The sequence below is a fragment of the Prevotella sp. FD3004 genome, from assembly GCF_000746155.1.
GTDB lineage: Bacteria > Bacteroidota > Bacteroidia > Bacteroidales > Bacteroidaceae > Prevotella.
In genome coordinates this window covers 419,587-435,780 of sequence record NZ_KN050820.1, presented here as the reverse complement: position 1 = coordinate 435,780, position 16,194 = coordinate 419,587, and the positions used below count along the sequence as shown (strand labels likewise).

The following is a 16,194-nucleotide window of genomic DNA, read 5'->3' as shown; positions in this document are numbered from 1 at the left end:
AATATTACCACCAAACCTGCTTGCCTTTCTCGTAAGTAAAGATTCGTTCTTCTTTACCTTTTGTTCTGTCCCTGAGCAGATACAATCCACCGGATGGTATATTCTTAAATACCAGTTTTGTATCTTGAGCAGTCTTGTATCCTAAGGTTTTCCATTTCCCATTATCATACATTTGTAGTTGGTAATAGTCGCCAATCTCAATGCTGTTACCGTCATTACGAGGCATATACCTTATCATGGCAACATCTGAAGGTTGTGATAATTCCAATCCTACCCAATGATCATTAGCGCTTATACCATTAAAACCAGTGAGTACATCACCGTCAAAGGCGTTTTCCTTAGTCTTTTTGTCTGTTCCTTCCGTACCAATCACCTTACCTTCAACTTTCTGTCCTTTGCTGTTATAAAATTCTATCTCATTCACATTACAATATGAACCGATGTTTCCGATATAACGAAGATACTTATATTTCTCATTGGTTGGTTTCAGCCTTGCCTCATACCAACATCCTTCAGTGGCACCCCTGTGTATATACAGAGTCGATGCCTTTGAGAAATCGGCGCAATTACTTCCTTGGAATTTTCCGTAATCCATTCGCCCATTAAATTCATCAAACATTGCAAAGAAAGGATATTTTCGCTTTAATGTCATTGTCTGGCGCTTGTTTTTATCACAATTAACTTCCCTGATTGAGCCATCAGCCTTAAGTATAAACGGATTGCCAACAGGCACAATTTCTCCATCTTCCCAAACCCCTACAAGGTACAGGATATTACGCCCCATCTTGGTAAATGTTGCACTTCCCCATGAAATTTTTCCATAGTGTACGGGAATCCATTCTTCCTTGTCATTAACGCAGATATATGCTACATCATGATTTCTATATTCTTTTGGTATGTCACGCTTCACATCTGATGTAGGATGATATTCGTCTGTAACATCTGTAAACTTTGGATATCTGAACAATGGAGGCACGCTTTCCTCGCCTTTTAAATCAGTTACGATATCACGGTTAAGTTCATAGCGAAATCTGTATATTTTGGGCTTGAGATAGCTATGTGCGAATTGTGCTGTATCACCAGGTGCATATCCCATATAAAAAGGTGTACCCTTACCATTAGGCAAAACTAAAGCCGCCCAATAATGACTGAGTGGACGATTTCCCCAATGGGGAGTAAAATCGACTGCTGTAGGAATACCAAGATATCTTGATAGTGCAATTGTATATGCAGTTTCATCAATACAGCTGCCAGTACGATATTTTACTATTGATGAAAGACTTGGGTTTATTGATCCTCTATGTTCCTCAAACTCGAACTGCTTCATAACATCTGTCACCTTCAATCCTTCTGACAAAACACTTCCAATCCTGAAAAACTGGTTTGCATAAGGATTCTTTCCAACTTTACTTATCTTCCATCTCTGAGTAGGCTTCCCCGAATAGAAGTTCTGCACAAGTATCTCCTTGCCAGTTTCTTTGTCAACGCTTGACTCCAAAAATAAACCGGAAAGTTTATTCATTATCTTGCATTCGGTTCCGTCAATAGGAATTATCACCCATTTTTGGTGATTAACATACTTCGTCTGATAATAACTAACGTCATAAACATAATGGTTATCTTCATCTTCCCTGTCTATTGTCTTGTATTTGCTGACAATAGACATTGTGTCAAGACTTACCCAGTGATCTTCCATGCACAAATCAACTTGTTCCATAGGAGAGATCTTCCAAGAAGGATAGCCAAGATAATCAAACCGAAGGTTTAGAGTCTTATCATTAGCAGAAAACTTCTTCAAAGTTATGGGTTGACCAATGGTTGAATGCAACGTGTCAATAGATACATAGTTTTTTGTACCAATATTCTGAATCTGACAATATGAGGTGGAATAATCCTCACATTTCTCATCAGAATATGGCTCGTATGCGGCCACTTCTATATAGTCAAGGACGAATGGATTATTAGCAAACTTCACAGTGATCTTATTCTCCCCTTTTTGTAAATCTACTACTTTCCCAAATCGAGAACCACGGAATAATTTTATGTCATTCATTGGCTCAAAATCAAAGATTCCCGTAGATTTTCCATTTACTTCAATCAGAACCTTTGTATCTTTTGGTAAGGTGGAATATCTAAACCGAACAAGCTTTTGCGCGGCAATGCCAGAATGAATAGTGAACGTAACAGATCCTCCAACTTTGTCAAAAAGTACAGCCTTCCCGTTAAGCGCATTTTGCGAATCTATTATCTTCGCATTCACAATTTTTCCTGTAAATGCAGAAAACTGAACACCTCTTTCGCTGTATACAATAGAAGCATTCAAATAGGGGAATTCTTGTTTTATGGTCTCATGCCAGTCACTTACAAGTTCGTTGTATATTCTGTATGGTAAAACATAATTGAGAAACAATGATTCATCGTAATCCTTATTCCAGTTCACTCTTTCCCATGTGTCACAGGCATCGTTTATTGCTTTAATCAGATACTCAGCTTTAATAGCCTGGACTTCAGAACGGGTAATTAAGGCATCGTGTCCAAGTTTGTCTAATTCTCTGGTAATCACGCTATCATGAAATTCCTTAGCATCGGTCGCCATTGTTATGTAGGCATCCTCATACGCCTTCGCCTTATCACCCCAATAAGTACGATGATAGGGAATGTTTTCTATGATAAAACATGCAGCTTTATATTTCAAAGGATTAGGATTGTCCTTAAAATATTCAAGTACCTTTTCCAGTTCTGGACGGTTAGAACCCGAGAGATCCAAATTGCGGTTAAGTTCATCGTTACAAGAATTCAGCAATAGGATAAGTGTCAGGATAAACGAGAATCTTTTCATTATTTATTTTACCTGTTTTTTGTACTAAGCTTTCTTCCCAACTATTTTCATTCTATATATGAATTATGGATTTAGAGTACTCAAATCGTATGAGTAAATGTATGGATCTGATTCATCATTCATATCTTCAGAATAAAGGTAAAGGGTTTTGCTATCCTTTGATAACATAATCACTCTTCCAAATTTGTCAAGATGAATGACCTGTTGTTTTACGCCATCCCAGTCGTATACCTCGACAGTGTTACCCATCGGAAAGGGATCTTTACTATCATATTTTTCTATTTTTACTCCCTTACTGTTAGAATCTTTATAAAGTAAATAAATCCGTTCATTATCTGCACAACAATGTATACGTTCTGTTGATGGTGTTTTATCTATTCCCTGGATAGGAAGACGATCGGAATATATCTGGCTCAATATATTTGTTTTTGCGCCATCAATAGTAAATATGAAAGCAAGTTTCCCCGAATCATCCCAATAGAGGTATCTGTCTTTGCCATTCCCACTAACACCACTGCCACTAGTATGTACCATCCATTTGAATTCTACTAGATTCTCTGGCGTATCATCGTCTGGCCAATAGTCCAGAGGTGTGACTGTGAGATTTTTAAAGTTGATAATTGATAATATGTGATGCATATCGTTTGCAGGTGTTCCTGTAACGAGAATAGTGGAGTCGGATAAGACTACAAATGTATCACCATTTTGCAAGAAAGGAGGCAGTTGCCTAAGGTCATATTTTTCCCAATTTGTTGGGTCTTTAATGGTTTCAACATTGACTGTTTGTTGGATTTTCGTTAATGAAATCAACTTCCCTCCGTCAATAGGTAGATTCAAAACATATAATGCTCCTGTATTATCTTGTGATAGGGTCATTAATCCAAACTCATTGTGCCCTTGGCCACATACAAAAACTCTCTCTGTTTTCTGCCATTCTGTTTTTGTCAGTTTCCCCAGATGAAGGTTAAAGTCATGATCTCTGGCATAGATATAGTCCCCCAACATCCATTTTGGCCACTTCCCTTCATTTACGTCTATTTTTACAATTTGTCCTTCAAGGGAAACTTCATTTACTGCACCATTTTGGTTAGAACAGGAGAATAATGATGTGATGCCAATTAGAATTGTAATCAAATTTTTGGTTTTCATACTATCATAAAATATATAGAAAGAGTATATATATAGAAAGAGGTTTTACATCCATATATTCAAATATATGGATGTAAACCTCATACATCAAGTTTTACCAAACATTTTTATAGTTGTGCCAAATTTCGAATTTATTTCCATTGACACCAATTACACAGGTCCAACCTGGTACATAAGAACATACGACAGCAGTCACAGTCCCATCACCAGCACTCAGTGCTTCAACGTTCTCAGTAAGGAGTACGTTGGTGTTAGACTGGTTTTCAGCGTTATACGCTTTCATTCCGCCCATGCCAGCAGCTACTACACATACTGCAGCAACCATTGTCTTTAATACATTTTTTTTCATTTTTGTTGATAATTTTTTTATTTTATGCCTACTCTTAGTTACGGATTTTCGGCTTCTTCCGTTTGCTCGTCATAGTTGCAGGCAATTACATCCTTGTAATTTTAACTACATTGGTAACTCTTGTTCAAACATCGCAAAGTTATAATAATATCAGTCTTTATTTGAGTTAGAAAGTTTATGTTTAATGATTGCAATTGTTTTGTTACGAATGTTTACATTAAAAGGATTGCCAACAAAAACTACACTATTTTTTTCGTCCAACAGAAATGTATGAAACATCACTTCTTTGGGCAAATTGGGATTTTTATCCATGAAAATATGCAAAGAATCAATAAATAGTGTGGTAGGGGTAGACTTATGCTTATAATTATTTGTCAACACTTTCCAATTCCTTGAATTATTACCAGGATGGACAATAAATATATTGCAGAACTGATTATTTGATTCTTCCTCTAAATTTAATAATGGTTCTAACACCTGTTTTTTCACTAGATAGCAAGATGAACATTGGGTCGAATCAATATAATGTACTAACTTTAATTTTGCATTCTTCCAAGGCGATATCTTTTTTAAAGAATCGCTTGTCCAACAATCTAGTTTATCATAAGGAATCACAATCTGAGCAGATTGCATTTGCTCTATTGTATTTTTTATCTTACTTTTATTAGAATCACATGCAGTAATGAATGAACATACTACAATTAGGAACAAAAAATAAAGACTCTTCATAATAGCAAATTAATTAACTATTCCATTTAAATCATATATCCAGATATCTGATTTCATTTCGTCTTCATAATAATCATCTGTAAATAGATGTATCTTATTATTATTTTCAGATAGCATTATTCTTTGACCATAATGATCAAGACGGATTTCTTTTTGTTTATTTCCATCCCAATCATATACCTCAACTATGTTTCCATATAAGTCAGGACGCCATTCTTCTCTTTTATTTCCTTCTTTATCAAATTCCTTAAGCAGTATATATATATAATTATTATTAACTGCACACGCCAAGGTTTCAGGTCGACGCGATTTCATTCTATAATTTTGTCCGTCTTCTGTTATATAATCCGGATATACGGTGTATAGATTTTTAATGACATTCACTTTGTTATTATCTATAGAGAATATAAATACGAAATTCCCTTCTCTACACTGATATAAATAGCGACCATTTCCATTCTCAAAAACCGAACTGTTATCAGTATAAACAGCATGTTTTACCATTGTTTCAATTTCCATACCATCATCGGGCCAGAATTCCAGGGGAAACGCTTTACAATTTTTAAAATCAATCACAGAAAAGATACTACCCAGATGATCAAACGGAGCTCCAGGAGTCAAAATTGTAGAATCTGATAATGAACAAAAAGTTTTAGCTGCTATTCTAAATGGAGGCAATTTCGTCAAATCATATCTTTTCCAATTATCTTGCTTTTTTATATTGCCAATACTATCTATCTCTGAAATAACAGTCATTGAAATAGGCTTTGCACTTAAAGCTTCATCCAAAAGGAGCAGAGACTTATCGGCTGATCTACCGAATGTCAATAGCGTGAATTCATTATGTCCATGTCCTTTTCTGAACAATAGCTCAGGTTTGCTACTTTTGTCATTACCAATAATGCTAGCATAATAGTTTTGTTCACCATAAAGCTCCTTTGAGAGAACAATGTTGCCAACCATACAAATAGGATACATTTCACTATTCGTAGTATCAATTACTGCTGCCTGACTTTTTAAATTGACACAATCAACTACACTATCACTACGAGTATTACAAGAAGTTGTAATATAAGTAAGAACTACTACTACAGAAAAAATTCTATTTATATTACATGAGGTGTTACTTTTCGAAAAGATATCCAACAAATTCATTTTTTCTTCTTATAAAAATATTAAATCACTACCGTCCCGTTAAAGAGGGCTGATCGTTATTTTATTAAATCTAAACTCGTCCTTATTTATTGGGACAGTAGTGATATTCATAATTAAATAAAAAGCTACAGCCCTTTATTTCTTAACCATATCCAAACATGCCCAATATTGGTTACCGAACTGGAACGTGCATCTGTCGCCAGGACAATACGAACAATGTGCGTTACAAATAGCTCTAGCATCATCACCCTGACTCAGTGCCTCAACATTCTCAGCAAGGAGCATATCCATCTCAGACTGATTTGCAGCGTTATACGCCTTCATACCACCCATGCCAGCAGCTACTATACATACAGCAGCAACCATTGTCTTTAATACATTCTTTTTCATTTTTGTTGATAATTTTTAGTTTCATGCCTACTCTTAATTGCGGATTTTCGGCATCCTCCGTTTGCTCGTCACTGTTGTAGGTAATCACATCTTTGTAATTTTCTACGTTAGTGACTTTTGTTTAAACATCGCAAATATATAGTACTATAGTTTCCGCTATTTCCTAAATAAATCAGATATCCCAAATACTTTGTTTCAAGTTTTAATGGTTAAAGGTTGAGTTACTGATTCAAAACATTTGTAATGTACAACAATATAAGAATGTTTCAAGATAAAAGTACACCGCAAAGTTAAGAGTTTATTCTCTTTCTTCAAAGAAAAAAGTGTTGCAAAATGAGGTTTGGGTTCGTTTGTTTTTTTTAAGTATAACGTATTGAAATTTAATAGATTGCATCGTTGCGGCATCGTTGCGCAACATTTATTGCAGCACTTATTATAGTATCGGGTAACATTTGACAATGTTTTTGATACATATCCTCGGTGTCATAATCTCTAGTAAAATAATAAGGGTGCTATCCGTCAACACGGACAGCACCTTTGTTTATATTAAGCAGGGAATTCAGATGTTCGGCTCATCCCATACTTTGGTCTGGGTGCAGGCTGTGTGAACGGTCTGGTTGCCAATTTTCAGGATGAAGTCACCATCCTCAAGAGTCCAACGACCATCAGCGCCTACGAAGGCGAGTTTGCTGGCGGGAAGCTGGAACGTCACGGTCTTGGTCTCACCAGGCTCCAGCGAAATCTTCGTGAAATCGCGCAGGCGCTTGTTGTCGGGCACGATGCTGGCGACGAGATCGCTTGAATAGAGTAGAACAGCCTCTTTACCGGCCTTGGTACCAGTATTCTTCACATCAACGCTGATGGTGAGTACATCGTCGGCAGTAAACTGAGCCTTGTCGACCTTCAGGTTAGAGTAATCGAAGGTGGTATAGCTGAGACCATAGCCGAAGGGCCACTGGAGGCTGACCTTCGCATCGTAGTTGTAGGCGCCAGCCATCGTACCAACCTCTTCAGAAACCTTATAGTCATAGGTGTTCAGTGAGTTGATCTCACGTGGATAGGTGTAAGGCAGCTTGGCAGAGAAGTTGGCATCGCCAGCGAGCAGGTTGGCGAGGGCGTCGCCGCCATAGTTACCGGGAATGAGGATATCAACGATAGCCTTAGCCAGCGGTTCGATGTCGGCGATGAGACGTGGACGACCTTCGTTGAGTACAAGAACGATGGGTTTGCCTGTTTTGGCAAGTGCCTTCACAAGGTTGCGCTGGTTCTCGGAGAGCCAGAGGTCGGTGAGGTTGCCAGGCGTCTCTGTGTAAGAGTTCTCGCCAATGGCAGCGATGATAACATCGGCCTGAGCTGCAGCAGCTACGGCTTTGTCGATCTGGGGCTCGTTTTCGTCGTAATAGGCGCCGTCTTCGTTATAAGTCACGCCCTGTTCGAGGATGACATTTTCTTCGCCATACTTATTGCAGAGGGCCTCATAAATGGTGTTGTATTTCTCAGAGAGGTCTTCTGCCTTCGAACCCTGCCATGTGTAGCTCCAGCCACCATGCAGGCAGCGCATCTGGTTGGCGTTAGGACCAGTCAGCAGAATCTTCTTTCCCTTGGCCAGTGGCAGAATACCTTCGTTTTTCAGCAACACCTCAGACTCTTCTGCAGCCAGAAGAGAGGCTTTGGCAAACTCGTCGCAACCAAACTTCTCGAAACCTTTACCACCAGTGTTGGGCTCATCGAAGAGGCCGAGGCGATATTTTGCACGGAGGATACGGCGAACGGCATCGTCGATACGAGTCATCTTCACCTTGCCTTCGTTGACAAGCTCCTTCAGCAGGATGCAGAACTCAACGCTATAGGGGTCCATCGACATGTCGATACCAGCATTGATAGCAATACGGATGGCGTCCTTTTTGTTCTTTGCCACCTTTTCACGGGTGTACAGACTGTTTATATCAGCCCAGTCGGTTACGAGGAAGCCGTCCCACTGCAGGTCTTCTTTCAGCCATTTTGTAAGGTATTCGTAGCTGGCATGAAGGGGCACGCCGTTGATAGAGGCAGAGTTGACCATCATGGTGAGTGTGCCTGCGAGAGCTGCGGCCTTGAAGGGCTCGAAATATTTCTCACGAATCATCTGTGGCGAGAGGTAAGCAGGGGTACGGTCCTTACCTGTCCAAGGGGCGCCATAACCAAAATAGTGTTTGGTGCTGGTTCCAACATGGAAACGGTCGATGTGGTTATTGTCCTCACCCTGATAGCCTCTGATTTCGGCTACTACCATCTTAGAGTTTACGATGGCGTCCTCGCCAAAACTCTCATACATGCGAGGCCAGCGAGGATCGCGGCTCAGGTCTACTACAGGATTGTACACCCATGGGCAGTTAGCTGCACGACTCTCATAGGCAGTAATCTCTGCACCTCTGAAAGCCAATTCGGTGTTGAACGAGGCACCCAGGTTGATGGGTTGGGGGAAGAGTGTTCCGCCTTGAGTATAAGTGACACCGTGATTATGGTCGAGTCCGTAGATATCGGGGATGCCCAGATACTTCATTGACTTCTTCTGAATCAGTTGGATCCACTTCTGCCACTGTTCTACGCTTGAGGCGCGAGTGCCAGGGGCATTGAGAATAGAGCCCACCTTCCACTTTGAAATGAGTGTGTCGAGCATCGTCTCGTTGAGTTTCCATATACGCTTTGTCTCACCCTGATAGATATCAACAGGGAAGTTGCCAAGCTTGTCAAGGATCTCTTGATCCTTCATTTTCAGCACAGCCTCAATCTCAGAATCAGGTCTTCCATATTGCTGAAGTACAGAGCGCACTTTCTCGCGATCGATTTTAGCATTCTCAATTGTCATCTTGCCCATCACGTCGAGATTCAATTCAAGCATCTGTCCGATCTTCTCATCGAGTGTCATACGTGAAAGGGTTTTCTCAATTTTTGCCTCCAATGCCGCATCGCGGGGGATGGCAGGTTTCTGCGCCTGGGCACTGATGCTCACCAATGCAAAGGCTGCGATAAATAGGTTCTTTGTCGTCATATTGTAGATTAATATAAAAAATTTATCTGATTGCATAGAGATAGCCGAGCAGGGCCATCTTGCCACGCATGGTCTCACGAGGAGTGAACTCGCCGTTTACCCAGAAGTAACGCTGGTTGAAATAAGATTCCTGGCGTGGCCAACTGTTGTCCTTGCTATTTACGTTCCACTCTGGATAACAGTATTTCAGGATGACGCGGGCATCGCCTCCGTTATGGCCAGGCGACCATGTTTCTGTGCCGTTGAAAGGCGTCTGTCCTGGATGGCTCTCTGGAGCACCATCGTTGCGACCAGTGGTGTAACAGTCGGTGATATGGCGCTCACCCAGTCCTGTCATCTCTACAATGTTACCAGGATTGCGGCCCATCGCCCAGCTGGCTTCTGTATACATCACATGTTCCAGTTCCTTCTTGTGGGGTTTGTCGGCAATGTAGTGTGCCATCATTACCAGTTGCAGGTTCTGCGAAACCTGCCAGCGATCATCGTTGGCAGTACGGCGTGAAGGGCGTTTGGCCATGTGTGAGATGTTATATGTTTCTGCCTGGGCGTTGATGCTCGACTTCAAATTCTGGTAAACGTCAGCGAAATGGCGCTGATGGGGACAAGTGAGATAAGCTGCTGCGGCCCAAATTTGACAGAAGGGCACGAGGTCTTTGTTCTCTTCATGCATCACTCCGACACCAAAGAAGCCATGACGGCCCTTGCTGAAGATAGGCGACTGTGGGCTCTTAATTATGCTCTCCTCGACAAAAACCTTCTCCCACTGCTCATCACCGGTAAGGTTATAGAGGAAAGCAGATGCAAGCTGACGGAAGTCGCGGCCTCGCATCTGCATGCTACCAATGTCCTGCAGGTCGTCGAGTTGGTTCCACTCCTGCTTGGAGGCATAGCGGAAGGCTTTGATGGCTTCGTCGGTATAGTATTTTTGCAAGGAGTCGTTCTTCTGCAGACGGAAAGCCTCGCCAAGGATAGCACAGTTGGCGGCATTAGCCCATGCTGCCATCGTGGTACAGCCAGCCTGGAACATCACACTCCAGTCGGCACATGGATTGGTTACACCCTGTGAATAGGCTTCGCCATCGCGGATAGAGAGGAAGAAATCAACCTCATTGCGAGCCTCGTCGATGATATCAGGAATGCCATTACCGCTCTCACGGATACCCAGATTGTCGTCGGAAAGACGTCCGCCAGAGAGGATATAAGGCAGTAGCATATCGTAGATATTGCTGACATGTGCCAGATGGCGGTCCCAATCGAATGCATCGGAATGGCCACCCTTTACTTCTGTATTCACAGGATTGCCAGGCAGACGATGCTGCCAGAAGCGGGAATCCTTGAGAGACTTGAAATGGGGCTCGTCCCAAACATCTGTGCGCAAGTCGCGCCATTCCTGACAGAAGGGATGAAAATCGGTCTTATAAACTGTAAATCCCTTGGGATCGGTCTCGGGAATGAACTGGGGCTGACGGGGAACGGGCCATACATGCTCAGGATCTTTAGGCTCGCCAAGACGCATGTAGTAATAACCACGTACGGAATAGCGGAAAGGCTGGTAGTAGATGTCGGAAGCAATGTCGAAGTCCATGCTGCATCCCACATCCTCTACCACTAGGCGGTAGCGCCCAGGAACAGCCGACTTAAAGTCGATGTTCCAGACATCGGTACCTATGAGGTTCTTCTCGCCAGCCTCGTTTTTAGCCTCTGATGCCTGTTTCCAAAACTTGACCACACCAACATTCTTTTTCTTATTGGTCTTGATATTATAAAGGTATACCTTACGACCCTCCCATGAACGATAGTCTCTTTGTCCGCCGTCGCCCAGCCACTGATAAAGGTCGGCTGCATGAATCTGCTCTGTTGGTGAGTAACCTATGATATTGACATGGACAGCCTCTGACATGGTGTTCCAGATGTCGAAACATACAGTAGCAGATGATTGGTCGGAACCGATTCCACTAGGGATATTAACAGTGTAGTTACAACCCTGTTTCATGGATTGTGGTAACTGAAGAAAGAGCCAGTGGTCGCATTCGCTAGTTAGCGTATGGTCAGTATTCATCGGTTTTGATTTTCTCCATACCTTTAGGGGGTGTGAGGCAACAAAAGCTTTATCGTCAGTAGAACTAATCTGCCACAAAGCTGTTTGCTGAGCTTCTGGTAGTCTCAGGCGCTCACCGAATACAATGAGCGTGTCGTCGCCCTCGGCAAAAGAGTGGCCCAGATAGGCACTCGGACCAGTACCGTCATCGCGGTAGTGCACCTCACCGTCACGGAAATGTACCATGAGGTAGTCTTTGTCAATCACTTTAAGGCCTATGAGTTTAGTGGCTTCTGCCGGACTTGCCGATAGCAGGAAAAGACCTGCTAAAAAGGAGTGGAAATAATGTCTCATTTCATTCATATTTTGTTGGTATGGGTGCAAAGATACAACAAAAATGGCAGTTATGCGCACGGATAATAAAAAAAATTGTAAATTTGCACGCGAAAAGAGTCAAGAGTAACGACATGAAGCAATTTGGAGTGTATCTTTTTATACCGCTTATAGCGGTGCTTTTTGTTATGAACCTGCTCATGGGGTCGGTATCGATTCCTATAGAAGATGTGGTGCGTATACTCCTGGGTGATGAGACTGAAAAAGCGTCGTGGCAGTTTATTATTCTGCAATCAAGACTTCCTCAGGCTCTGACAGCGATGCTCTGTGGTGCAGCCCTTGCTGTGAGCGGTCTGCTGTTGCAGACGGCTTTCCGTAATCCTTTGGCTGGACCGAGTGTTTTTGGTATCAATAGTGGTGCTGGTTTGGGAGTGGCTCTTGTGATGCTCTTTCTTGGTGGTGGACTATCTGTTGGCTCGCTGCAGCTAAGTGGTTTTGCGGCCATCCTGATAGCTGCCTTTATCGGAGCCATGACGGTGATGGTAGTTATCTTTTTCTTTTCTTCGCTGGTACGTAACAATGTGATGCTGCTGATTATCGGTATAATGATTGGCTATATCTCTAATTCAGCCATTTCTTTGCTGAACTTCTTCGCTACCGATGAGGGTGTGAAGTCGTATATGGTATGGGGAATGGGGTCGTTTGGCGGTGTCTCGATGTCGAACATGCCAATCTTTGCCTTTGTTACATTGGCAGGTCTTCTTGGCGCTTTACTGCTTATCAAGCCATTGAATGCCTTGATGCTTGGCGACAGATATGCTGAGAATCTAGGTGTGAATATTCTCATGGTCAGAAACTGGTTGCTGATAGTAACCGGTGTTCTGACGGCTATTACAACGGCTTTTTGCGGTCCCGTGGCTTTCATCGGACTGGCTGTTCCTCATATCGCACGCCTACTGATGACAACTGACAATCATCGTCAGCTATTGCCTGCAACATTGTTGTGTGGCTCTGTGGTGGCACTTGTTTGTAATCTCATCTGTTTCCTTCCAGGTGAGAGCGGGGTGATACCCCTGAACGCAGTGACACCCCTGATAGGGGCGCCTGTCATTATTTACGTGATTGCCAGAAAACGTTAGCTAATAGCCGACGGCTATAAGTTGTTCACGCATAACCTTACGGGCTGTGCCAAGACGATGCTCTACCGACTTATAACCTTCACCTAACTCTTTTGATATCTCACCTACCTTCATTCCATTATAGATGTGAAGCCGATAGATGTTGCGACAATTTTCAGGTAGATGTGCTATTCCGTGTTCAAGCTGTTCCATGATTTCATGGGCCGAAAATACAGACTCCATAGAAGTCTCATCGCTGCACACACGCTTGATATAGTGTTCATATTGTTCAAAGGTGGTGTGACGGCGATAGTAGTCGATGATTTGTCGACGGGTTATTGTGTAGATTAACGCAGGCAGGGTTTCTGGGGTAACCATCTTATCGGTGGTCAGTAGGCGAAGAAAAACGTTTTGTACGATATCTTCCGACATACTGCTACCACCAAGACGGCTGCTGACATATGCCAGCAGCTCGTCGCGGTGTGTCATGTAATAGTTGGTTATCAGTTCTTGCATTGTAAACGAGCAGAAATCTATTCATTTACAACCTTTTGAATTGTTCCATCCTCATTGTAGAACAGACGCTGTACTTTTAATGAGCGTAGATGGGTGATATCATTACTCGGAACACAATCGTGGTAGAACAGGAACCACTCGTCCTTATACTCTACTATAGAGTGATGAGTCGTCCAACCTACTACCGGATCAAGGATAACACCCTGATAGGTGAATGGTCCGTAAGGATTATCACCGATGGCATAACACAGCATGTGACTGTCACCAGTAGAATAGCTGAAATAGTATTTACCATTGTACTTATGCATCCAAGATGCTTCGAAGAAACGGTGAGGATCACCGGCTTTCAGAGGCTCACCATTCTTATCGATAACAATGACGTTGCGTGGTGCTTCGGCAAACTGCTTTACATCGTCGCTCATACGAACGACGAAACTGGGCAGAGCAGGAACATCGGCTGGTGCGAAAAGCTGTGTCTTCTTATCGGCGGCAGGGCCGAGGTCGACGCCTTCCTTAATCAGCTTTTCCGGAGCCTGATACCACTGAAGCTGACCGCCCCATAATCCGCCGAAATAGCAGTATATCTGGCCATCATCGTCCTTGAATACACTAGGGTCGATACTCATAGAGCCACGGATAGGCTGAGGCTCAGGAATGAACGGGCCTTCAGGGGTGTCGCTGACGGCAACACCAAGGTGGAACACACCATTGTAGTCTTTAGCAGAGAAGATAAGGTAGTATTTGCCATCTTTCTCCGTTACGTCGTTGTCCCACATCTGCTTTTCTGCCCAGGGAACTTGGTCTACGTGGAGTATCATGCCATGATCGGTCACCTCACCGTTTTCCACATCATCCATGGAAATTACGTGGTAGTCCTTCATCTGGAAATGGCCACCATCATCATCAAAAGCAGCACCAGCCTCCCAGTCGTGAGATGGATAAACATAGAGTCGACCATTAAACACATTGGCAGAAGGGTCTGCATAATAATCTTTAGGGAAAAGATAACGCGGTTTCATATTTTCTTGCTTTGAAATTAATTAGTATTCTTTTTTCTCGGCCATCCGGCGGCGTGCCGCCAGTTCAGCCTGCATATTTTCGTTGAATTCCTTTGTAATCGGGTAGAAATAGAGAGCCATGACGCCTACGCAGAAGAGCAAGGCGGGTACAAGGCTTGATACGAGGCGAATGCCTTCGGTTGCACTTTCATTCTGTACTGACACATTGCCAGAGACATAACCGAACATAGAGATGATGATGCCAGCAATTGCACCGCCAAACCCTAGACCGAGTTTCAGAGCCAGAACGATGCCAGAGAAGCAGAAGCCTGTAGCTCTACGGTGACTCTCGTATTCAATATGGTCGGCTACGTCGCCAATCATTGCCCATAGCAGTGGTATGGTTGGAGCATATGCCAATGAACGGAGGAAATTGAGTACAAACATCAAACTGACATCTGTTGGGGTTGGAATATAAAAGAGGGCCGTAAAGAATGCTGTCATCGAAAGACAGACAATAAAGGTTTTCTTCTTGCCGTATTTGTTGGCGAGATATCGGGAGAAGCAAATCACACCAGTAAACTGAACAACGGCTCCCATCATGTTAAAGGCAGAGAAGCCGACGGAATATACATTCTCTTGCTCAATAGTAATAAAATGGGAAAGGAAATCGTAAAGCGATTTCTGGTCAACATTATATTGGAAATAGAAATTCATGGCTGAACCCCACATGGCCAATGTAATGAAGATAGCAAAGGTGAGAAGCGCCATTGCGTTCCAGGAAACACTTGAGACCGTATTTTTTACATCTTCCTTAATGCTTATCTGCTGCCTGGGAGGCGGTTGGATGCGTTCCTTTGTCACGAGGAAAGTGACTATAAAGAAAATGAGAGCGATGCAGGCAAAAATACCTATGGTACAACTCCAGCCATGTTGCAGAGTGCTACCTTTTGAGAAATGATCTACCAGAGGTAGTGTCAGTCCTTGAACCACAAACTGGGCAATGGTTACAACGACAAAACGAATGGTTGTAATACTCGTGCGTTCATGGATGTCGCTAGTCATCACACCGCCTAACGATGTATATGGTATATTGTTAAACGAATAGATCGACATGAGCAATACATAAGAAATGGTGGCATAAGTAGCAACCATTCCTTTTTCTTGAATGCCGGGGTTGTAGAACGCTAACATGTAGAACAAACAGAAGGGAATTGCAGTCCAGATAATCCACGGACGGAACTTTCCCCAACGTGTTGATGTGAGGTCTGTGAGAATTCCAATAGTGGGATCGACAATAATGGCGGAGATACTTGCAATCATCAGAACACTTCCTGCTATTGCTCCGTCCAGACCGAACACATCGGTATAGAATTTCAATTGGAAAATCATCATCATCTGGAACACCAGATTGGCTGCGGCATCCCCTAATGAGTAGCCGAGCTTCTCGCCTAATGATACTTTTTGTGATGATGACTGCTTCATGAAGAATAATAGAAATTTGCTGCAAAGGTAGTGAAAAATGGCTCATTTGACATTCTGATTTGTT

At 42.6% G+C, this 16,194-nt stretch carries 12 protein-coding genes; 1 reads left to right on the top strand and 11 read right to left on the bottom strand.

The annotated features are described in order from the left end of the window. Positions 1 to 4: 4 nt before the first annotated feature. The 8 genes from T325_RS12190 to T325_RS12155 all read right to left on the bottom strand — a co-directional run bounded on the left by T325_RS12190 (position 5) and on the right by T325_RS12155 (position 12,043). Positions 5 to 2,839 (bottom strand): RICIN domain-containing protein, encoded by a 2,835-nt coding sequence (locus T325_RS12190; protein WP_036914422.1) that lies wholly within the window; start codon positions 2,837 to 2,839, stop codon positions 5 to 7. 63 nt (positions 2,840 to 2,902) lie between these two features. Next, on the bottom strand, positions 2,903 to 3,988 hold the full coding sequence (locus tag T325_RS12185; RefSeq protein ID WP_036914419.1) for a hypothetical protein: 1,086 nt from the start codon (positions 3,986 to 3,988) through the stop codon (positions 2,903 to 2,905). Between the two features lie 94 nt (positions 3,989 to 4,082). Further along, entirely contained in the window at positions 4,083 to 4,337 is a 255-nt protein-coding gene (locus T325_RS12180; RefSeq protein WP_036914416.1) for an NVEALA domain-containing protein, read from the bottom strand. Positions 4,338 to 4,487: 150 nt separating this feature from the next. Further along, a complete protein-coding gene (locus tag T325_RS12485) occupies positions 4,488 to 5,066 on the bottom strand; it encodes a hypothetical protein (RefSeq protein ID WP_051949886.1) in 579 nt (192 codons plus the stop codon). 9 nt (positions 5,067 to 5,075) lie between these two features. Further along, complete coding sequence (locus T325_RS12170; RefSeq protein WP_036914413.1) at positions 5,076 to 6,221, bottom strand: hypothetical protein; 1,146 nt, start codon at positions 6,219 to 6,221, stop codon at positions 5,076 to 5,078. A 135-nt stretch (positions 6,222 to 6,356) separates the two neighbouring features. Continuing rightward, complete coding sequence (locus T325_RS12165; protein ID WP_036914410.1) at positions 6,357 to 6,611, bottom strand: NVEALA domain-containing protein; 255 nt, start codon at positions 6,609 to 6,611, stop codon at positions 6,357 to 6,359. 559 nt (positions 6,612 to 7,170) lie between these two features. Further along, the gene (locus T325_RS12160; protein WP_036914408.1) at positions 7,171 to 9,642 is read right to left on the bottom strand and encodes a glycoside hydrolase family 3 N-terminal domain-containing protein; all 2,472 of its coding nucleotides are present in this window, start codon (positions 9,640 to 9,642) and stop codon (positions 7,171 to 7,173) included. Positions 9,643 to 9,664: 22 nt separating this feature from the next. Continuing rightward, a complete protein-coding gene (locus T325_RS12155; RefSeq protein WP_231622237.1) occupies positions 9,665 to 12,043 on the bottom strand; it encodes a glycoside hydrolase family 9 protein in 2,379 nt (792 codons plus the stop codon). A 104-nt stretch (positions 12,044 to 12,147) separates the two neighbouring features. Between T325_RS12155 and T325_RS12150 the strand changes: the two genes are divergently transcribed. Further along, on the top strand, positions 12,148 to 13,152 hold the full coding sequence (locus tag T325_RS12150; protein WP_036914406.1) for an iron ABC transporter permease: 1,005 nt from the start codon (positions 12,148 to 12,150) through the stop codon (positions 13,150 to 13,152). Here the strand turns inward: T325_RS12150 and T325_RS12145 are convergent, their stop codons facing one another. Genes T325_RS12145 through T325_RS12135 form a run of 3 tightly spaced genes read right to left on the bottom strand, consistent with a single transcriptional unit; the run spans position 13,153 to position 16,130 of the window. Next, the gene (locus T325_RS12145; protein ID WP_036914405.1) at positions 13,153 to 13,647 is read right to left on the bottom strand and encodes an RNA polymerase sigma factor; all 495 of its coding nucleotides are present in this window, start codon (positions 13,645 to 13,647) and stop codon (positions 13,153 to 13,155) included. 17 nt (positions 13,648 to 13,664) lie between these two features. Further along, on the bottom strand, positions 13,665 to 14,666 hold the full coding sequence (locus T325_RS12140; RefSeq protein ID WP_036914402.1) for a glycoside hydrolase family 43 protein: 1,002 nt from the start codon (positions 14,664 to 14,666) through the stop codon (positions 13,665 to 13,667). Between the two features lie 21 nt (positions 14,667 to 14,687). After that, complete coding sequence (locus T325_RS12135) at positions 14,688 to 16,130, bottom strand: MFS transporter (protein WP_036914400.1); 1,443 nt, start codon at positions 16,128 to 16,130, stop codon at positions 14,688 to 14,690. Positions 16,131 to 16,194 lie beyond the last annotated feature (64 nt).